Genomic DNA, 17,833 nt, shown 5'->3' with positions numbered 1-17,833 from the left:
CAGCCGGACTGTAAAACTCAGGATAATCAGGCCGCCGCCAGCACTGCACGGTCAGGACCGCTCAGCATGACAGGCTTATCATTACGCAGCTTTTCACGGTAATTCCACTGCATCAGCTGCGAAATCCCTGCTCCGCACCACATCATGTGGTGATCGTGCCGATAGATTGAGGTGGCCGGCAACCCGGTCACATTTTCAGAAATCTCTACCCGGCAGCCCTGCCCGGTCAGACGAATCGCTTCCAGCCAGATTTCAGTTGCATCAGTCACGCTCACAGCTTCAAGAAAAACAGCAACAGCTTTATGACGCAGAGAGGCCCGTATAACACAACGGGCGTGGAAGACCACGGCGTCATGGAAGCGCGTCTGACGTTCAGCAGCGCCCGCGCTGTTATCACTGCGTAGCAGCAGGTTCAGCGGCTTCAGATAGGCGTTAACAAAATCATCACCGCTGTAGTCGCTGCCCATCTGACGCATGCGCGCCTGCAGCGCTAAATCAGAGCTATCGCGCAACTGATTATGCATCTCTTCCTGCCTGCATTCCCAGCGGTTCTGTGGCAGGGTTTTGGCACCGTGCATAAAAGCATAAATTTCAGGCAGTGTACTGCCGGTAGCGGTCAGGGCCAGCACGCTATAAATACGGGTCAGCTGTCCGCTGGTGTATTCACCGTTATGTTCTGGCTGGGTAATCAGGCCTGCGCGCTTCCAGTTACGTAAGGTGGCGGGCAGAATGCCGGTAAGGCCGCAGATGGCCTCAATAGAATATAAACTCATCAGGTCCCCCGATATCGGGTGTGAGTCAGCAGCTCAGAACGCTGCCAACGAACCCCTATTGTGCGCTTAATTGGCCGCAATTGATACCATATTGACATTGATTTGCATAAAAGCTGCAGCGTTCTGCACGTAAAACGCAGCGGCAGAAAAACATCTCGCTGTGCCCTATCGCAAAATACGTTTTTGCTTTGCCGCATCCAGCCAGTCACGAAATTCCACCAGCAGCCAGTCGTAGAGTTGCTCATCGCTGATGTGTCCGACATCATCAACCGGGAAAAAGTGTGTATTGTCGATCAGGCGATCGTTAAAAGTATCCAGGCGTTCCAGCACGCCGTAATTATTACCGCCCAGACCTAAAAATTTATAAAAAACTGGCAGTGTGGCGGACTCTCTGAGCTTCTCTTTAATAAGGCGTGTTTTATTGATGCCGCCATCGGTAATAAAGACCACAAATACCGGCAGGGTGGCGTCGCGGTAAGTCTGGTTGATTGCCTCCAGTACCGGCGGCTCATTATTGGTGCCGCCCAGACCCGGCAGGATTTCCCACATAGTCCGCTTGCCATCGTTACGAATGCGGTCGATGTATCCCTCGAGGTTATCCAGTGACACATCCTCGTACTGACGAAATTTTTCGCCAAACGCCCAGACCGGCATACTGCCGTCATCATCAAACTGCACGGCCAGTGCCGCTACCCGCTCCAGCACCTTCTGCACATTACCGCGTTTAAATTGTGCCGTCATGGAACCTGACGCATCCAGAACAAAGGCGACCTGTGCTTTTACTGCAGAGAGCCGGTGCTTTTCCAGACTGACGCGGATTGGTTTTGCCAGGCTGACCAGTTGCGGCATTTGTTCAAGCTTCTTCTCCAGGCTAACCGCGGGTACTGCTGCGGGCACAGGGTCTGCTACATCCACGCCAAAATGCAGCGCCAGCGGATGAAGACCGCCATCAAATCCCTGCCCGACCGCGCGCAGTTTCCACTGTCCATTGTGACGATAGAGATGACAGACAATCAGGGCTTTCTCGCGTCGATCGCCCGGTGCGATAGCGTAGCGATGTTCACCACACTGCAGAGTAAGCTGCTGCAAACCATCTACAGTATCGCTGCCATCGATAACCAGCGTGACAGCGATACGCATGACGGCGGCAGATAACGCGTGAAGCTGGATCTGAAAACGCGCCTCTCCGGCATGGCTGTGCATAACAATACTGCGGTTTTCATTGTGTGGCTGGTTGAAAAAAATCATCGCCGCATCATTGAGCACCTTTTCATCTGCGCCGAGCAAAAACGCTGACGCATCGATGTCGCTGCTGAACCCCGGCCGGGTTTTCCAGGTCAGGCAGAGTTCATGACAGGTGTTATCAAGGGGAATATTTTGTCCGGTAGTCAGTTCCATATTTCACTCCCTGTGGGGGTTAACAGACAAAAAAAAGCCCCTTCACCGGGAAGAGGCTCTTTCGCAGCAGACCGTTACACGGATACGCCGTGCTGGGCTGCCAGCGCTTTCAGGCCGCCGGCAAAGCCCTGGCCCACCGCTTTAAATTTCCACTCGCCGTTATGGCGATAGAGCTCACCGAAAACCATAGCCGTTTCGGTGCTGGCATCTTCTGACAGATCGTAACGGGCGATTTCGCTGTTGTTGTCTTCGTTAACAATGCGGATGTAGGCGTTAGAGACCATACCGAAGTTCTGCTTACGCGCTTCTGCATCGTAAATAGTCACTGCAAACACTGCTTTCTGCACGTCAGCGGGCACGGTAGCCAGCGAAATTTTTACCTGCTCATCGTCACCCTCGCCTTCACCGGTGCGGTTGTCGCCCTGGTGCGCCACAGAGCCGTCCGGGCTGGTGGCGTTGTTGAAGAATACGAAGTGCTGATCGGATAATACTTTACCGTCCGCGCCGACCAGAAAGACTGATGCATCCAGGTCAAACGCCTGACCATCGGTGACGCGCGAGTCCCAGCCCAGACCAGCAATCGCTTTGGTCATGGTTGGGGCTTCTTTGGACAGGTTTACGTTACCGCCTTTTGTCAGATTAACTGCCATGGTGAAATCCTCTTTGCTTTTGGCTGATGCCCGGTCAGACCGGGCAGATAATGGGTATGTGACTGCGGATCAGGACGCGTTGATACCATACTGTGCGCAGACCGAGGCCAGGCCGCCTGCATAGCCCTGACCCACCGCGCGGAACTTCCACTCGCCTGCGTGGCGATAAAGCTCACCAAACAGCATTGCGGTTTCCGTGCTGGCATCTTCAGACAGATCGTAACGTGCAGCTTCTACGTTGCTGTCGTTGTTGACCAGACGGATAAAGGCGTTAGCTACCTGGCCAAACGACTGGCGGCGGGTTGCGGCATCATGAATGGTGACCACAAAAACAATTTTGGTCACGTCCTGCGGTACGCGGTCCAGTTCAACGATCAGCGATTCGTCATCCCCGTCACCTTCACCGGTACGGTTGTCACCGGTATGGGTCACGGAACCATCAGCTGATTTCAGATTGTTGTAAAAAATGAAGTCGTGATCGCCACGCACTTTGCCTGCATCGGTGAGCAGAAAAGCGGAGGCGTCAAGGTCAAAATCCTGACCGTCAGTGGAGCGGGTATCCCAGCCCAGACCAATTTTCACATTTTTCAGTGAAGGGTCGACTTTTGCCAGGGAGACGTTGCCGCCTTTAGAGAGAGTCACTGCCATGTTATTTTCCTCACGTCGTGCATACGCTGTATGCGGTATTCAATAGCGCGGCCGGGCCGCGCCCTGACTTACTCTGCCTGCTCTTCTTTTTTACCCGGGAACAGCAGGCTCGCGATAATCCCCAGTGCCAGCACGCCCAATACAACATAGAGGCTGGTGGTTGCGCCGATAGCGTAGCCGTGATGGAAGAAGTGCTCGGTCGCGTTCAGGCCCAGCTTGAAGGCGATAAAGAACAGCAGCACGATCACCGCTTTTTCCAGATGCACCAGATACTGCTTCAGTCCTTCCAGCACGAAATAGAGTGTACGCAGACCAAGGATAGCGAACATCATGGCGCTGTACACAATCAGCGGCTCGCGGCTGACGGCGATAACGGCCGGCACCGAGTCGAACGCAAACATCACATCTGAAAGTTCAACCACAGCTAAACAGAGCAGCATCGGCGTAGCGTAGCGGGCCGCTTTGCTTACGCGACCTACCTGCACATCCGCGTTCTCCGGCTTAGCGAGTTCAGCATCGACCTCTTTCTGGCTCAGCACAAAGGCGCTGCCTTTGAGTTTTGGCCAGATCGGATAGAAACGTTTCACCATGCGGTAAGCGAAATGCTGAGAGTAATCTTCGATCTCATCATCGTCGTCGCCGCTTTTCAGCATCATCACCGCGGTCCAGCCTACAATAATGGCAAATACCACTTCCACCCACGGACCGAGCGCCAGCAAGCCGGTACCGATGGCAACAAAAACGCCGCGGAATACGATGGCACCGATAATTCCCCAGTAGAGCACGCGGTGACGGTAGTTATTAGGAATGGCAAACCAGGAGAAGATCGCCATCATGACAAACAGGTTGTCTACCGACAGGACTTTTTCCAGCGCATAGCCGGTCACAAACAGGCTGGCCACTTCCGCGCCGTGATGGACATACAGGAAGCCTGCAAAGGCCAGCGCCATCAGGATCCAGAATACTGACCAGCCCGCCGCGCTTTTCAGCGAAATAGGTTTGTCATGCCGGTGCATGAACAGGTCGATAAAAATAGCTCCGACAGAGAGCAGTAAAAACACCGCTACCGTTTCAATCGGAAACCCGATATGGGTCGATTCCATCTATTAGCTCCAGAAAAGTCAGTAACGGTTACAGGCCAAATTCAGCGGGCTGAAAGCCCAGCGCCTGAATAATTTCGCGGGCGTTAGCCTGCTCAGTGGCGTCAAAGTCACCGTCGCTTTTGGCCACGGCAATACCCACCCGGACCGCAAGCTGCGCCTGTTCCGGTTTATTTTTTAAGGCGAGGATATATTTCATTGTTTCACCCTTGCCCACTTCCATATCGAAAGAGAATGAGGTCACCAGCTTTTCAAAAAACTGGATCACCTCATTGGTGTCGAAAATACTCAGCTCCGGCGACGCCCGCAGGAACCCCATCATTTTCTGCTTCTCTTCGCTGCTGACGCCATCGCTGGCGACAGCAATGCGGGCGCAGACGGCCACAGTGCCTTCAAGAAAGGCGCGGTTTTTATAGCGACCTGCCTGTTTTGTCAGCTCGTCGCGGCCGGCATTGAATTTGTCTTTAAGAGAGTTAAAAAAGCTCATGATTGCTCCTGATTACTTGGAACCAGCGCGCCAGTTAAAGCCCCAGCCAAACGCCTGATCGAGTTCCTGATGACCGCTGAAATAGCGGTTGATACGTTCCACGCGGATGGCGCCGTTGTCATTAATGAGACGGGCAATCGCGCACATGTTTTGCCGGTTATTACCTTCAGTGAGTGCTGTTTCCACCGGCGGCTGTCCAGGAACCTGAAGGGTTACTATGCCGTCAGTGTTCTCCCAGCTCGGCACGCCCTCATAGATAAAGGTGAAGATCAGGACTTCTTTGATCTGCTTCCACTCGCTGCCGTTAATGTAGATCCACTCACCGTCGCTGGCGGCACCGGTACGGTCGTCGCCTTTCAGCTCCACGAAGGGTTCACTGCGGAAGCTGCCAAATTTGTTGCCCAGCGCCTGTACGATGGTGCGATAACCATCTTTCAGCTCCACAAATGCGGCCAGGTCCAGGTCAACACCTTTGTTATTGTTGAAGATGCCCTTCAGAAAGCCACCGCCGCTGTTGCTGGCTGCGCGCTGATTCCAGTTCAGATTGACGCGGATCTGACCATAGTCATCCTTTTTCGTCAGGCTGATGGAGGGCTTCTCTTTTGTCAGACTGACTTTGCTGAGATTTACAACAGGCTGCGGTGCGGGTGCGGGTGCGGGTGCGGGTGCTGGCGCCGCGCTGCTCTCATCCACGTCAATACCAAAGTGTTCAGCCAGCGGCTGCAGACCACCGTTAAAGCCCTGAGAGACAAAGCGGAACTTCCATTCGCCATTACGGCGATACAGCTCACCCAGGATCAGTGCGGCTTCACTGCGCCCGGTGGTATCAACATGACATTGCACCAGCACTGTCCCGCCAGCTTCTACCTGAATGGCAAGGCGCGTCAGTGATGCTACGGTTTTGCCGGCATCACAGGTGGCGGTGAACGCAATTTTCTGCACATCACTTTTCAGCTGTGCCAGATTAACGGTGAACATGGTTTCGTTGCCGGACGCTGAAAGACGCACCGTGCTGTCATCATTCTCACGCTGACCATAAAAAACCATGTCCGTATCGCCGCGCACTTTGCCGTTGTCGTAAAGGCGAAACGCAGAGATATCGACCGGTACGCCAGAGGAGACACGCACCACCAGCGATTGATTGGGTACGGGGGCGTTGCCCCCTGGCGTCAGGTTCATCAGTAAAGTACCGCCTGAATGTCGGGGATCATGTCCTGAATGGTGCGGGCACGCGAAGCATTACCGTGCGCAGTAAAGTTCCACTCGCCGCCGCTGCGGCGCAGGGAAGCGATCACCACCGCGGTGTGTGAGCCCTGCTCAGTCAGCGTGAATTTCGCCAGCTCTTTGCCCTGCTGATCGACGACACGACAAAAGGCATTGGCGACATCGTTAAACGTCTGGCCGGTAAAGCTGTTTACCGTCAGCACCAGACTTTCAATGCTGGCCGGCAGACGTGAAAGATCGGCTTTGATCACTTCGTCATCACCATCGCCTTCGCCGGTGCGGTTGTCGCCGCTATGCACAATTGAGCCATCATTTGAACGAAGCTGGCGGAACCAGACGGTGTCCACTACGCCGCCGTGAGCGTCGAGCAGCACGCAGCTGGCATCAAGATCAATGCTATCGCCCCCGCCAAGAAGTTTGCCAAAGAGTCCTTTCTTTTTGGCAGGATCCCAGCCGAGCCCGAACTGAATTTGAGAAATCGCACTGCTGGATTTCGCCAGCGAAATTGTCTGATTCTTACTTAAAGATACCATCACTTCTCCTTAATGAGTGGTTTACTGCTGCAGTAAAAATGCCGGGCAATTTAACAGCTCAGCAATCATAACATGAGTTTTATCCCGCGCAACAAAACAATCATCATATGATTGCTTTCTCCGTTAATTGTAATGTTTTATAAAGAATTTACTATTTTTATCAGTCAAGCGCAGGCTGTCATTAATCTGTAAATCAAGCGAGGTTCTTTATTAGTTTATCCAATCATAATATGATTGCCTGAATGTTCAGTCGCAAATCGAATGATGCCAGCACGCCCTGCGCTGCAAAAATAAGGAATACAACACGATGAGTCAGCCGGATGCTATCTGGTTTATGGAAGGGGTTTCTTCCCAAAAAGATATGCTTGCGCTGGTGGCGCAGGCGCGACGTGCGGGCCGGCATGATTTCCTGCTGATTGCCTCTCACCGTTCATCCCGCCCGGAGATCCTGGCGGAAGCTGATATCGCTTATCTGGAACCCGAGGATGACAGTGCCCTGCTGGCTTTTATTCAGTACATCTGCCAGCAACATACGGTGCGTGCCATCCACGCCGGCAAGCGCGGAGCGTTGCTGGAGCAGCAGCGAACGGCTATTGAAGCGCTGGGCGTCAGGCTGGTGACAGGCGCCCGCGAGCGCGCCACATTTACTCTTGCTGACAATAAAACCCGTTTTAGCGCAGAGATGAGTGCGCACGGTCTGCCTGCCGTCCCTTCGATTGAAGTCCGTACGCCGGAGGAGGTGGCGGCTGCAATCTCGCAGATAGAAGCGCAGGGCCATCGCCCCTGCATCAAACCGGTGCATGGCATTTATGGTATGGGGTTCTGGGTGCTGCGGCGCGACGCGCACACCCTGAGCTTTTTTAATCACCCGGACAGCCGCCAGATCCATCCTGATGTGCTTCTGGAGAGCCTGCGCCGGGCGCAGCAGGCCGGTGAGTCGCTGCCGCTGCAGATTGTGATGCCCTGGCTGGCTGGCCCGGAACGCTCGGTGGATATGCTGGTGGAGAATGGCCGTGTCATTGCGGCCGTCGCCAGGCGCAAAGAAGGCTCTGTGCAAGTGTTTGAACAGGATACGCCCGCCTGGCGCCTGGCGGTTGCCTGCGCGGAAACACTGCATGCGGATGGTCTGATTAATGTGCAGACCCGCAACGACGCAGAAGGCCATCCGGTGCTGCTGGAGGCCAACCTGCGTCCTTCTGGCGGAATCGGCTATACCGCCTTCAGCGGTATCAACCTGCCTGGTCTGTTTGCGCTGCGCCAGCTGGAGCTGATTTCTGCAACGGACGCCATTGCACAGCGTGCCGCCTTTATTCCGGCACAGGTTATCCCGACGAATGCCGTTCAGCCGCTCCCACAGTGTGACCCTGTCACGTGGGCTGCCGTTTTATCAGAGGAGTGCCGCTGATGACCGCTGCATTACAGATTTATCAGCGCGAATTACCTGGCGGCACGCTGCGAGTGGAAACTGACAGTGAGACGCCACTGGAAACACTGTTTGATGTTGCCGCACGCCGTAATCCTAAACGGGCGTTTCTTTTTGTCAGCAAGGTCCTGGGCCGCCATATTCCGGTCAGTCCGGCCGTCATGCGCGCCAGTTATGAAACGCTGGCAGCAAAACTCCCGTCTGACCTTGCCGGCCCGGTGCTGTTTATCGGCATGGCTGAAACCGCCGTGGGCCTTGCCGCTGGCGTGTTCCGCGCTGCCAGAGAGCAAATAACTGAACCGGTGTTTCTCACCAGTACCCGACATCCGGTGGAGGGAGAATTGCTGTGTGAGTTTAAAGAGGATCACAGTCACGCCACCGATCATCTTATCTATCTTCCGGCAGATGCCGTGCTGCGCCGTCGTGCGCTGCAGGCGCGTACGCTGATACTGATTGATGATGAAGCCACCACCGGTAATACCTTTCTGAATCTGCTGCAGGCGCTGCGCGAAGCGGGTCTGCAGGCGGTTGCGCGCGTGGTTACCGTTACGCTCACTGACTGGAGCGACGATGCCGTGCGTCACCACTGCCCGTTGCCGGTGGAGTCAGTTTCACTGGTCGCAGGCCGGTGGCACTGGACCCCACGCGCAGAGGCACCGGTGCCGGTAATGCCGGCGGTAAATGTGACGGCACAGGGCGCGGTGGCGCTCTCTGACCGCCAGGACTGGGGACGGCTGGGCATGGCGGAGAGTCACTGCCGCTTTGCAGATGATATTCACTCTGAACCAGGCGAACGCATTCTGGTGCTGGGCTCGGGCGAATTTATCTGGCCCCCCTTTCTGCTGGCAGAGCGCCTGGAGCAGCAGGGTGCGTGCATACGCTTTGGCTCGCTGACGCGATCGCCGATCTCAGAAGGTCTGGCGATTACCTCAACGCTCGCTTTCAGCGATAACTACGGTCTGGGCATTCCAAATTTTGTCTATAACGTGGCACATCAGCAGTTTGACCGCGTCATTGTCTGTGTTGAAACGCCTGTAAACGCTGTTTGTCCGGCTCTGCTGGCAGGATTACAGCAGACGGCCCCCTGCGTTGAGGTGATAAGTTATGAATAAGCCTGTTGTACTGTGCGATCTGGATGACACGCTGTTCCAGACGAAAAGAAAAATGCTGACTGAAACCCTCCAGACCCCGGTTGAAGTGGGCGCATACGACCGCGAACTGCAGCCGCGCAGCTTTATGTCACAGGAGCAGGCGATGCTGGTCTCCTGGCTGCTGCAGAGTGCAGAACTGATCCCGGTGACCGCGCGCGGTACGGAAGAGACGGCGCGCGTGGCGCTGCCTTTTACGTCCTGGAAAGTCATGACGCACGGCGCGGTTATCGCGTCGCCTGACGGCAGCCTTAACCGCGCCTGGCAGGATCGTATTGTCAGCGAGCTGTCAGCGATGCGGTCACAGCTGATTAGCTATCGTCAGCAGCTGAGCGATGCGCTGGATCGCGCCGGCCTTAATGCCTGGTGTCGCATGAACTACGAGTATGACGGCGTTCCGGTCTACTTTGTGATGAAACATCGCGACAGTACGCAGATTGCCGAACTCTATGCGTTTAATGCGCAGATGCAGCAGCAGCTCGATACGCGGAGCTTCTATATTCATGCCAATGGCAACAATATTGCCTGGATCCCCGACTGCATTCAGAAAGGGCATGCGGTGGCATGGCTGCTGCAGCAGCTGCGCGACACACGCGGCCCCTTCCCGGTAATGGGACTGGGCGATAGCCTCAGCGACTTCAGTTTTATGCAGCACTGTGACTGGTTTGGTATGCCAGCCCGCAGCCAGTTCACTGACGCTATCCGTCACCATATTTTTGACAAGGTCGATTCCCATGAGAAACCCTGAATTGCAGCAGCTGCATGGCACCTATCTGCCCTCAGACGTGCAGTTTTTGCTTAATCCGGTTCAGCTTGAGATGACGCCGGTCGATGAGAAAGAGCGCCTGATCCAGTCCGGCCAGAAACACTATTCCGAGATGCTGAGCCAGGAGCCGGCCCCCTCTGCGGCGCATCTGGAGATATTTAATCGCGCACTGGAGATGGGCAGTGCACGACTGGCCCGTGACGTCGTGGCGCTGGCTAAAGGTCTGATAGCTCAGGCTGAAGGACAGCCCGTGATTCTGGTTAGCCTGGTGCGCGCCGGCGTGCCGCCGGGTGTAATGCTGCAGCGTGCGCTGCGCGATATGGGCGTTGTCTCGCATCACTACGGTATCAGTATTATCCGCGATCGCGGCATTGATGAAACTGCGCTGAGCCTGATTGAAGCGAAACACGGCACAGACGGCATTGTTTTTGTGGATGGCTGGACCGGTAAGGGTGCTATCACCGGCCAGCTGATTGAGAGCCTGCGCGATCGGCCCGGCTACCCGGCGCTGCCGCGACTGGCAGTACTGGCCGATCCGGCGGGCTGCGCCTGGCTCGCCGCCTCTGATGACGACTGGCTGATCCCGTTTGGCATTATGGGCGCGCCGGTTTCAGGCATGGTGTCGCGTTCTCTCTGGAGTGCCTCCGGCCTGCATGGCTGTGTATTGTGCGATCACCTGCTGGCGTACGACTGCAGTCGGCGTATGGTTGACACCGTGGATCGGTTCCGGCAATCACTTGATACCGTACAGATTGCTGCGGCGGTGCCTTATGCAACTCACCTTCGCAACCAGCAGGCGATCGGCCAGGCAGTGATCAACCAGCTGGCGGCGCAGTATCATATTCTTAACCGCAACCGTATTAAGCCGGGTATTGCCGAAGCCACGCGCGCGGTGCTGCGCCGCGTGCCCGATCATGTGCTGGTTCGCAGCAAAACCGATCCGGATGTCGCCCTGCTGATGCATCTGGCCGCGCAAAAAGATATTCAGGTAAAAGAGATGGGCGATACGCTGGGGCAGTATCGTGCCGTGACCATTATCAGGAAGGTGTCGTGATATGCGCACGCCACTCTCACCCTGGATGCTGGGTGCCACGCTCTATATGCCGGCTACCCGCAGCGACCTGGCTGACGTGATTCTGCATGGAAAGATCCCCCAGCTGCGTTCGCTGGTGATCTGTCTTGAGGATGCCGTCAGCGAGCGGGAGCTGACGCTGGCGCTGGATAACCTTCATGCTTTGCTGCGCCAGCTTCAGCAGCAAACTCCCACGCACACCCCGCCACTGGTATTTATCCGGCCGCGCGATGAAATCATGGCTGCCGGATTGCTGCACGATAGCGAGTTGTCTGGGATCGACGGGTTTGTTTTGCCGAAGTTTAATCAGGCTAATGTATTATCCTGGTGGCGTTTGCTGGCGCCGACCTCGTTATTGCTGATGCCGACGCTGGAAACGCGCGATGTATTCGACAGCACCGCGATGCAGCAGCTGGCAAGTCTGCTGGAACAGCATCCGTGCCGCGAGCGTATCCTGGCGCTGCGTATAGGCGGCAATGACCTGATGTCAGTTCTCGGACTGCGGCGTTCGCGCCACCTTACGCTCTATGAGGGACCGCTGGGCTACGTGGTGAAAATGCTGGTTGCTACCTTTGCCTCACGCGGGTTTGCGCTAACGGCCCCTGTGTGTGAGCGCATCGAAGATGTGGCGCTGCTGGAGCGTGAACTGGCGCTGGATGTGGCGCACGGACTGGTCGGGAAAACGGCTATCCATCCGGCACAGCTGGAGATTATTCAGCGCGGTCTGATGGCCGACCAGAGCGACTATGAAGATGCGCTACGTATTATCAATTCAGAACAGGCAGTATTTAAATCGCAGGGCGCGATGTGCGAACCTGCCACGCATCGCAACTGGGCTGCTGCCATGCTGGAGCGGTCTGCACACTGCGGTATTGTCAGCGCGTATACCGGCGCGGTTTATGCCCAGCGTCAGTGATCGCTATCTTTACTCTTTTAACGGTGTGCTATGCCTCTGAGCGCAAAACAGTACAGACAGTATCAGCTGGTCGCCTTGCTGAGCACGGGTAAACCCGTCGAAAAGGCGCTCTTACTGCAGCAGATGGCGTGCTCTGAGCCGACGTTTGTGCGCGATTTACGTGAAATCCGCAACAGCTATCAGGCTGAAATCAGGTTTAATAAATCCGCCGGCAACTATCAGATGACCGGCGCCGGATCGCTGACGCCTAAAATCGTTAAAATGATGCGCGAAAGTCTTGCGCTGCATGACAGTGCTGGCGCAGGCCAGAATCTCTCTGCGTCAGTAATCCTTGATAAAGAGGCAAAAAAATCCGTTTCACTCTCTCTGCGGCTCTCGGTATTGCGTAAAATTCAGCTTTACGCTAACCGCCATAATCTTAACCGCAGTCAGGTGATTGAGTGGCTGGTAGAGCAAAATCTGGGGAAAGGAGGGAAAAAGTCATAACGCGCGAAAGTCAGGCATCCTGCTGAGCAGTCCGGTGATGGCCAGCCGGCCAGAGCCAGTTTGAAAGGCAGTAAAAAGCGGACAGCATTGATAACCGCTTCTGAACAGATTGTGGCTGATGTATGATGCCTGCCTGATTTCTGCTGCCTGCTCAGAACACGACTTTATGCGAAAAAACTCACTCTATGCTTCAGGCTCTTCACTGCTAAAAACCTCGCTGGGAAAAAGCATGATGCTTTTCCTGGTATTAATTAGCCTGTTTGTGGTGGCAATTAATGCCTGGTCGCTGTGGAACTCCTGGCAGCAGATCATGAGTGAGAAAAAAGATGATGCGCGTAATCTGTCTGTGTCGCTGGCCAAACATGCAGAAGATTCGTTTTTGCAGGTTGAGATCACGTTAGCCGATGCGGTCAGGCAGTTACGCCAGCGCGGCAACGATTACGCGGCAACCCCGGCGTTTTTGCATCAGCTTAAAGAGCAGCAGAGTAAACTGCCGCAGCTGCATGGCCTGTTTGTTTATGATACTGACGGACACTGGATCGCCTCCTCCGGCAACTTTGTGCCGACCAATGCCAGCAATGCGGATCGCGCCTATTTTTTATGGCACCGCAACCACAACGACACCAATCTCCTGATTAGCCGCGTCATACGCAGTCGCTCGACCGGCGATCTGGTGATTCCGGTATCCGTACGTCTGAACGACAGTCAGGGTAACTTTGCCGGCGTGGCGCTGGCCACGGTGCGCGTGGACTATTTCCGGCAGTATTACAGCTATTACGCACTGGGTGACAAAGATACGCTGGGACTTATTCTTGCAGATGCATCGGCCCTCTATATTCGTCCTTTTCCGGACACTTATATTGGCAGGATGCTCTCTGCCAGTCCGCTGTTTAAAACCGAACTCAAATCTGCGTCCAGCGGCAACGCCATCTGGCAATCCTCGCTGGATGGTATCGTGCGCGTTTATGGATACGCGCGTCTGGAGCGTTACCCGCTGATTGTTACTGCCGGGTATGATATTGCCACTATCCGTAAAGCGTGGCTTACCGGGAATCTGATCAATCTGCTGCTTAACCTGACGCTTCTGCTTGCCATTGCCGGTATGGGGCTGCTGGTACTTCGCCAGGTCGGAACCAATGTCAGAAACCAGATTGAGCTGACCTTTGTGCGGGATGAGCTGACCAGCATTAACCATACGCTGCAGTCGCTGGCGCTGGTCGATGGTCTGACCGGACTGGCAAACCGGAGACAGTTTGACGCGCTGTTAGAGATGGCGTTGATGAAATCGCACAAAGCCGGCGATCCGGTGGCGCTTATCATGATTGATATCGACTATTTTAAACACTTCAACGATACCTACGGGCATGTTGCCGGCGATGAGTGTCTTCAGGATGTGGCGCAGGTGCTGAAAAGCTGTGTGCATTATCACGGGGACGTCGTGGCTCGCTACGGCGGAGAGGAGTTTGCGATCATTTTGCCTAACACCGACTTTTCAGAGGCGCGCATCGTCGCGGATCAGGCGGTTAAAGCGGTCCGGGAGCGGGGCATCGCTCATGAAAGCAGCGAGCTGCCAGAGGGTGTGATCACGATAAGCGCCGGTTACTATGCGCTGGTGTCGCAGGGTGACGTCAGTGAAGCAGACACGCTCAAGCAGCAGGCTGACCGCGCGCTTTATCAGGCCAAACGCAGCGGGCGCAATCGCGTCAGCGAACCGGCTTAATGTGACTGCGTAGTCTGGATGTAAAGAAGGGTCAGAACAGAGCCCGCTGAGTTGTGACGACCTATCCTTAACAGGTAGTGAACTGAGGAGGCGGGATATGAGAACGGCACGATGCAGTTTTGCGGTAGCAGGCACGCTACTGGCGCTTTCAATGAGCAGTCTGGCGCAGGCGGATAATGCTGACCTGTTCCGGACGCTGTCGCCGGCAAGCACCTCGCTTGACAGTTATCGCTGGAAACAGCGACCGGTTGTGATTTTTGCGCCCTCTGCACAGGATGCAGACTACGTCCGGCAGCTTACGCTGCTGCAACAGCATCAGCAGGCACTGAGTGAGCGCGATATGGTCGTATTAAGTGATACCCGCCCTGCGGATAACGGTGTACTGCGTAAAGCGCTTAATCCCGCGGGATTTGAAATTGTGCTGGTGGGTAAAGATGGGGGCATGAAGCTGCGGCAGACCACGCCAGTCAGTGCAGATGCCCTGCTTTCGCTGGTAGACAGCATGCCTATGCGTCAGGCGGGCCAGAAATAGAATAATAAAAAGCAGGGCGCTCAGGCCCCGCTCTGTTTACTGCTGCTAATAGAGGATCACTCTTCCGGCAGCGCGTAGACCACGACCTGATCGCCGACCTGATCTTTCAGAATCGTGTTACCACCAGCTACAAAGGCGACATACTGGCGTCCTTTGTACTCATAGACCGACGGGTTAGCAACGGCTGGCGCTTCAACCTGATCGGCCCACAGCTCTTTACCTGTGTCCACGGAGTAGGCGCGCACTTTGGCATCCATTGAGGCACCGATAAAGACCACGCCGCCTGCGGTTACAGCAGGGCCGCCAATAGTCGGTGAGCCCCAGCTTTCCGGCATAAAGAAGCCATACTGCTGCGAAGCTCCAACCGGACGACGCCACTTCACATCACCGGTATGCATATCGATCGCCACGATTTCGCCAAACGGCGGCTGCCAGCACGGCATGCCCAGCCAGTTGTTTGCGACCATCAGACGCAGGCCGTACGGAGCGCCTTCCTGTGGTGCAAAACCGCTTTCATTGCCCGAGCCGTTATCCGCTTTCTCATAATCTTCACGGCTGTAGAGCTTTATATACTGCACAATGTGCGAGGTGTTAACGATAGCGATCTGCTTTTGCGGATCGAACGCCACGCCGCCCCACTGTACGCCGCCGGCGCTGTCAGGATAGGTCAGCACACCTTCGCCTTTGGTTGTCGGCGGCGAATACATGCCATCGTAGCTCAGCTTGTCCCACAGGCGGGAACACTGACCTGCCCCTACAATGTCAGCCAGTTTCCAGATAGCCGGCTTTTTCGACTGATCCAGCAGCGGAGCGGGTTTGGTCGGGAAAGGCTGCGTAGGCGCCAGCTTTTCACCCTGTACTGAACCATCGCCCTGCGGCACCGGACGCTCTTCGATTGGCCAGACATCTTCGCCGGTCAGGCGATTGACCACAAACAGGAAGCCCTGCTTGGTTGCCTGAACCAGCGCCGGGATCTGCTTACCATTTACGGTAATGTCCATCAGCGTCGGCGCAGAGTTAATATCGTAATCCCACACGTCGTGATGCACCCACTGGCGCGACCAGACTACTTTACCGGTTTTGATATCCAGCGCGGTCGTTGAGGTGCCCAGTGGAATAGACTCCGTACGGTTGCCGCCCCAGTAGTTAGGCGATGGAGATGAAACAGGCAGATAGACCAGACCGTTGGCCTCATCGGCTGACATATGGGTCCAGACGTTGGCGGTACCGGTGCGAGCGCGAACGCTCTCCGGAATCGCTTCAAAGGTCCACTCCAGCTTGCCGGTCTGCGCGTTTACGGTAAATACCGTGCCCGGAGGCGCTTCTGCATACGCCCAGTCTTTACCGGCCCAGCCAATCATTAAATGGTCGCCCACAACCGTTGGCGGCTGCAGAATGGAGAGCGGATACTTCGCGTTAACGGTATTCCACTGATTAATGTCCAGCACGCCTTTATTGGCAAAATTTTCACACGGTTTGCCGGAGTCGGCATCCAGCGCCCAAAGCTTAGCGTCAACGGTGCCCATATAGACAATCTTCTGACACGCTTCGCCTGCTACCGGATTTTTAGCCTGCCAGTATGACACGCCGCGGTTTTTCAGGACCGGCTGCGTCAGCGCTTTACGCGGTGATTTGGTGTCGTAATGCCACTTCTCTTTACCGGTACCCGGATCGAGCGCAATTAGCCGGTCGAACGGCGTGCCAACGTAAATAGTTTCATTGGCAAAAATTGGCGTAGCGGACCAGACCGTGGCAGGCGTATCCCCTTTTCCGTCTGAGACATCACCGGTATGGAACTCCCAGATTTTCTTCAGTTTGCTGACGTTTTCAGTGGTGATCTGCTTCAGCGGGCTATATTTCTGTGCGTTCAGCTGACCGTGAAAGCTGTCCCAGGTTGCGCCTGCCGGCACCAGCGGTGTAGCCGGGTTAGCAGCGGATTCCACTTTTTTTCCATCGAGCTTGCCGGTGGACGCATCGTCAGTGGTTTTGGTGGTTCCCGCATCCTGCTGATCGGCAGCATCCACGTCCAGTTTCTGCCGCGCGCCCATTGACGCTTCGGTGGCTTTATCTTCGGCGTGCAGTGAGAATGAGCTCACCAGCAGCGCAAGTGCCGTCATACTGACTTTTATCAGCGGCGAATAGTTAGTGTTTTGCACAGGTGGCTCCTCAGACTCTGACGCGTTGGGCATGGCGCCCTGTTTGTTTACTCAGTGCGATAAGCCCAACCAGGCCAACCACCATCGCTGCAGTAATAATGTATTGATGCAGTAGCGCAGCGGAGAAGCCGATACCAAACAGCACCACCAGCGTTACAACGATCCAGAGCACGCGCGTGCCGCCGGTACTGCCGCGCAACAGCAGAGTCAGCAGCGCCAGTACTACGCTGGCAATAGCCACACCGAGTGCACCGATGGTACCGGTTACGCCGGTCAGCGGCGTCAGCCAGGCCCAGAGCGCCACGCCAAAGCCAATAACGGCTGCTATAAGCAGCAATATACTGCCCAGCCGTGAAGATTGAGAATGCAACATAGCAGGAGATCCCCTGTTGAAAGACGTCATGTAAACCCACAGGCAGTGCGCAACGTTAAGCACAATAGCCTGCAAAAAAGATAGCGCCGCCGCCGGGTTAAGAGCCAGCAACCGGTTATCTAACGCAGTGAGTATAGATGAAGGAGCGCAATGTGCTCAGGTAAACAGGATAGGAATTAACGCCAGCATTTTGCTTAATTAACACAGCATGCCCGACGCAGGAGCGGTGATATAGTTAAGAACATGCTGCACGCCATCCATTGCGCCACCTCAGGCCAGCAGTAAAATACAGAAAATGTGTCCTTTAATCGTAGTGCAATCACATTTCTTATATTCTTTTTTATTTAATAATATTAAATCCCGGCATATAATATGCTGTTACCCATAATGCAGCGTCGGGCGAAAAATGGGGTGATGCTGCCAACTTA

General features: G+C 55.2%; 18 protein-coding genes. 8 read left to right on the top strand and 10 right to left on the bottom strand.

Annotation, left to right across the window (positions count from 1 at the left end; genetic code table 11):
- Nucleotides 1-26 precede the first annotated feature (26 nt).
- The 8 genes from LAC65_RS16450 to LAC65_RS16415 form a co-directional block, all read right to left on the bottom strand.
- A complete protein-coding gene (locus LAC65_RS16450) occupies nucleotides 27-773 on the bottom strand; it encodes a MerR family transcriptional regulator (RefSeq protein WP_040113374.1) in 747 nt (248 codons plus the stop codon).
- Nucleotides 774-938: 165 nt separating this feature from the next.
- Nucleotides 939-2,171 (bottom strand): vWA domain-containing protein, encoded by a 1,233-nt coding sequence (locus LAC65_RS16445; protein WP_040113373.1) that lies wholly within the window; start codon nucleotides 2,169-2,171, stop codon nucleotides 939-941.
- 74 nt (nucleotides 2,172-2,245) lie between these two features.
- Nucleotides 2,246-2,821, bottom strand: a complete 576-nt coding sequence (locus LAC65_RS16440; protein WP_040113372.1) for a TerD family protein — start codon at nucleotides 2,819-2,821, stop codon at nucleotides 2,246-2,248.
- Between the two features lie 69 nt (nucleotides 2,822-2,890).
- Nucleotides 2,891-3,469, bottom strand: a complete 579-nt coding sequence (locus LAC65_RS16435) for a TerD family protein (protein WP_040113371.1) — start codon at nucleotides 3,467-3,469, stop codon at nucleotides 2,891-2,893.
- 68 nt (nucleotides 3,470-3,537) lie between these two features.
- Nucleotides 3,538-4,572, bottom strand: a complete 1,035-nt coding sequence (locus tag LAC65_RS16430) for a TerC/Alx family metal homeostasis membrane protein (protein WP_040113370.1) — start codon at nucleotides 4,570-4,572, stop codon at nucleotides 3,538-3,540.
- 28 nt (nucleotides 4,573-4,600) lie between these two features.
- Nucleotides 4,601-5,056 (bottom strand): tellurite resistance TerB family protein, encoded by a 456-nt coding sequence (locus LAC65_RS16425; RefSeq protein ID WP_040113369.1) that lies wholly within the window; start codon nucleotides 5,054-5,056, stop codon nucleotides 4,601-4,603.
- A 12-nt stretch (nucleotides 5,057-5,068) separates the two neighbouring features.
- Nucleotides 5,069-6,235, bottom strand: a complete 1,167-nt coding sequence (locus LAC65_RS16420; RefSeq protein ID WP_040113368.1) for a TerD family protein — start codon at nucleotides 6,233-6,235, stop codon at nucleotides 5,069-5,071.
- Nucleotides 6,235-6,813, bottom strand: coding sequence for a TerD family protein (locus LAC65_RS16415; RefSeq protein ID WP_094111573.1), 579 nt, complete (start codon nucleotides 6,811-6,813; stop codon nucleotides 6,235-6,237). The genes LAC65_RS16420 and LAC65_RS16415 overlap by 1 nt, the downstream gene beginning before the upstream one ends.
- A 307-nt stretch (nucleotides 6,814-7,120) precedes the next feature.
- Between LAC65_RS16415 and LAC65_RS16410 the strand changes: the two genes are divergently transcribed.
- From LAC65_RS16410 to LAC65_RS16375, 8 genes are all read left to right on the top strand, one after another.
- Nucleotides 7,121-8,218 (top strand): ATP-grasp domain-containing protein, encoded by a 1,098-nt coding sequence (locus tag LAC65_RS16410; RefSeq protein WP_071882942.1) that lies wholly within the window; start codon nucleotides 7,121-7,123, stop codon nucleotides 8,216-8,218.
- Nucleotides 8,215-9,348: a phosphoribosyltransferase domain-containing protein gene (locus tag LAC65_RS16405; protein WP_420852418.1), complete on the top strand. Its 1,134-nt coding sequence runs from the start codon at nucleotides 8,215-8,217 to the stop codon at nucleotides 9,346-9,348. The genes LAC65_RS16410 and LAC65_RS16405 overlap by 4 nt, the downstream gene beginning before the upstream one ends.
- Nucleotides 9,341-10,132: an HAD family hydrolase gene (locus LAC65_RS16400; protein ID WP_040113365.1), complete on the top strand. Its 792-nt coding sequence runs from the start codon at nucleotides 9,341-9,343 to the stop codon at nucleotides 10,130-10,132. The genes LAC65_RS16405 and LAC65_RS16400 overlap by 8 nt, the downstream gene beginning before the upstream one ends.
- Nucleotides 10,119-11,204: a cysteine protease StiP family protein gene (locus LAC65_RS16395; protein WP_040113364.1), complete on the top strand. Its 1,086-nt coding sequence runs from the start codon at nucleotides 10,119-10,121 to the stop codon at nucleotides 11,202-11,204. The genes LAC65_RS16400 and LAC65_RS16395 overlap by 14 nt, the downstream gene beginning before the upstream one ends.
- Before the next feature lies 1 nt (nucleotide 11,205).
- Nucleotides 11,206-12,138, top strand: coding sequence for an HpcH/HpaI aldolase/citrate lyase family protein (locus LAC65_RS16390; protein ID WP_040113363.1), 933 nt, complete (start codon nucleotides 11,206-11,208; stop codon nucleotides 12,136-12,138).
- 30 nt (nucleotides 12,139-12,168) lie between these two features.
- Nucleotides 12,169-12,624 (top strand): hypothetical protein, encoded by a 456-nt coding sequence (locus tag LAC65_RS16385; protein WP_040113362.1) that lies wholly within the window; start codon nucleotides 12,169-12,171, stop codon nucleotides 12,622-12,624.
- A 166-nt stretch (nucleotides 12,625-12,790) separates the two neighbouring features.
- Nucleotides 12,791-14,344: a sensor domain-containing diguanylate cyclase gene (locus tag LAC65_RS16380; protein ID WP_040113431.1), complete on the top strand. Its 1,554-nt coding sequence runs from the start codon at nucleotides 12,791-12,793 to the stop codon at nucleotides 14,342-14,344.
- Between the two features lie 97 nt (nucleotides 14,345-14,441).
- Entirely contained in the window at nucleotides 14,442-14,876 is a 435-nt protein-coding gene (locus LAC65_RS16375) for a DUF4174 domain-containing protein (protein WP_192415531.1), read from the top strand.
- 56 nt (nucleotides 14,877-14,932) lie between these two features.
- Here the strand turns inward: LAC65_RS16375 and LAC65_RS16370 are convergent, their stop codons facing one another.
- Entirely contained in the window at nucleotides 14,933-16,993 is a 2,061-nt protein-coding gene (locus LAC65_RS16370; RefSeq protein WP_420852417.1) for a pyrroloquinoline quinone-dependent dehydrogenase, read from the bottom strand.
- Nucleotides 16,994-17,042: 49 nt separating this feature from the next.
- The gene (locus tag LAC65_RS16365; RefSeq protein WP_040113360.1) at nucleotides 17,043-17,405 is read right to left on the bottom strand and encodes a hypothetical protein; all 363 of its coding nucleotides are present in this window, start codon (nucleotides 17,403-17,405) and stop codon (nucleotides 17,043-17,045) included.
- Between the last annotated feature and the right edge of the window lie 428 nt (nucleotides 17,406-17,833).

The organism is Pantoea eucrina (assembly GCF_020079945.1).
GTDB lineage: Bacteria > Pseudomonadota > Gammaproteobacteria > Enterobacterales > Enterobacteriaceae > Pantoea > Pantoea eucrina.
Note: the sequence above shows the minus strand (reverse complement) of the source record. Positions and strands in the feature narration are given on the sequence as shown.

Bases quoted from the DNA above. Each gene is read 5' to 3' on its own strand.
- LAC65_RS16370 (WP_420852417.1), bottom strand. From the start codon at position 16,993: ATGACGGCACTTGCGCTGCTGGTGAGCTCATTCTCACTGCACGCCGAA.
- LAC65_RS16400 (WP_040113365.1), top strand. From the start codon at position 9,341: ATGAATAAGCCTGTTGTACTGTGCGATCTGGATGACACGCTGTTCCAG.
- LAC65_RS16380 (WP_040113431.1), top strand. From the start codon at position 12,791: ATGCGAAAAAACTCACTCTATGCTTCAGGCTCTTCACTGCTAAAAACC.
- LAC65_RS16420 (WP_040113368.1), bottom strand. From the start codon at position 6,235: ATGAACCTGACGCCAGGGGGCAACGCCCCCGTACCCAATCAATCGCTG.
- LAC65_RS16375 (WP_192415531.1), top strand. From the start codon at position 14,442: ATGAGAACGGCACGATGCAGTTTTGCGGTAGCAGGCACGCTACTGGCG.
- LAC65_RS16390 (WP_040113363.1), top strand. From the start codon at position 11,206: ATGCGCACGCCACTCTCACCCTGGATGCTGGGTGCCACGCTCTATATG.
- LAC65_RS16385 (WP_040113362.1), top strand. From the start codon at position 12,169: ATGCCTCTGAGCGCAAAACAGTACAGACAGTATCAGCTGGTCGCCTTG.
- LAC65_RS16425 (WP_040113369.1), bottom strand. From the start codon at position 5,056: ATGAGCTTTTTTAACTCTCTTAAAGACAAATTCAATGCCGGCCGCGAC.
- LAC65_RS16395 (WP_040113364.1), top strand. From the start codon at position 10,119: ATGAGAAACCCTGAATTGCAGCAGCTGCATGGCACCTATCTGCCCTCA.
- LAC65_RS16440 (WP_040113372.1), bottom strand. From the start codon at position 2,821: ATGGCAGTTAATCTGACAAAAGGCGGTAACGTAAACCTGTCCAAAGAA.
- LAC65_RS16365 (WP_040113360.1), bottom strand. From the start codon at position 17,405: ATGTTGCATTCTCAATCTTCACGGCTGGGCAGTATATTGCTGCTTATA.
- LAC65_RS16410 (WP_071882942.1), top strand. From the start codon at position 7,121: ATGAGTCAGCCGGATGCTATCTGGTTTATGGAAGGGGTTTCTTCCCAA.
- LAC65_RS16430 (WP_040113370.1), bottom strand. From the start codon at position 4,572: ATGGAATCGACCCATATCGGGTTTCCGATTGAAACGGTAGCGGTGTTT.
- LAC65_RS16450 (WP_040113374.1), bottom strand. From the start codon at position 773: ATGAGTTTATATTCTATTGAGGCCATCTGCGGCCTTACCGGCATTCTG.
- LAC65_RS16445 (WP_040113373.1), bottom strand. From the start codon at position 2,171: ATGGAACTGACTACCGGACAAAATATTCCCCTTGATAACACCTGTCAT.
- LAC65_RS16435 (WP_040113371.1), bottom strand. From the start codon at position 3,469: ATGGCAGTGACTCTCTCTAAAGGCGGCAACGTCTCCCTGGCAAAAGTC.
- LAC65_RS16415 (WP_094111573.1), bottom strand. From the start codon at position 6,813: ATGGTATCTTTAAGTAAGAATCAGACAATTTCGCTGGCGAAATCCAGC.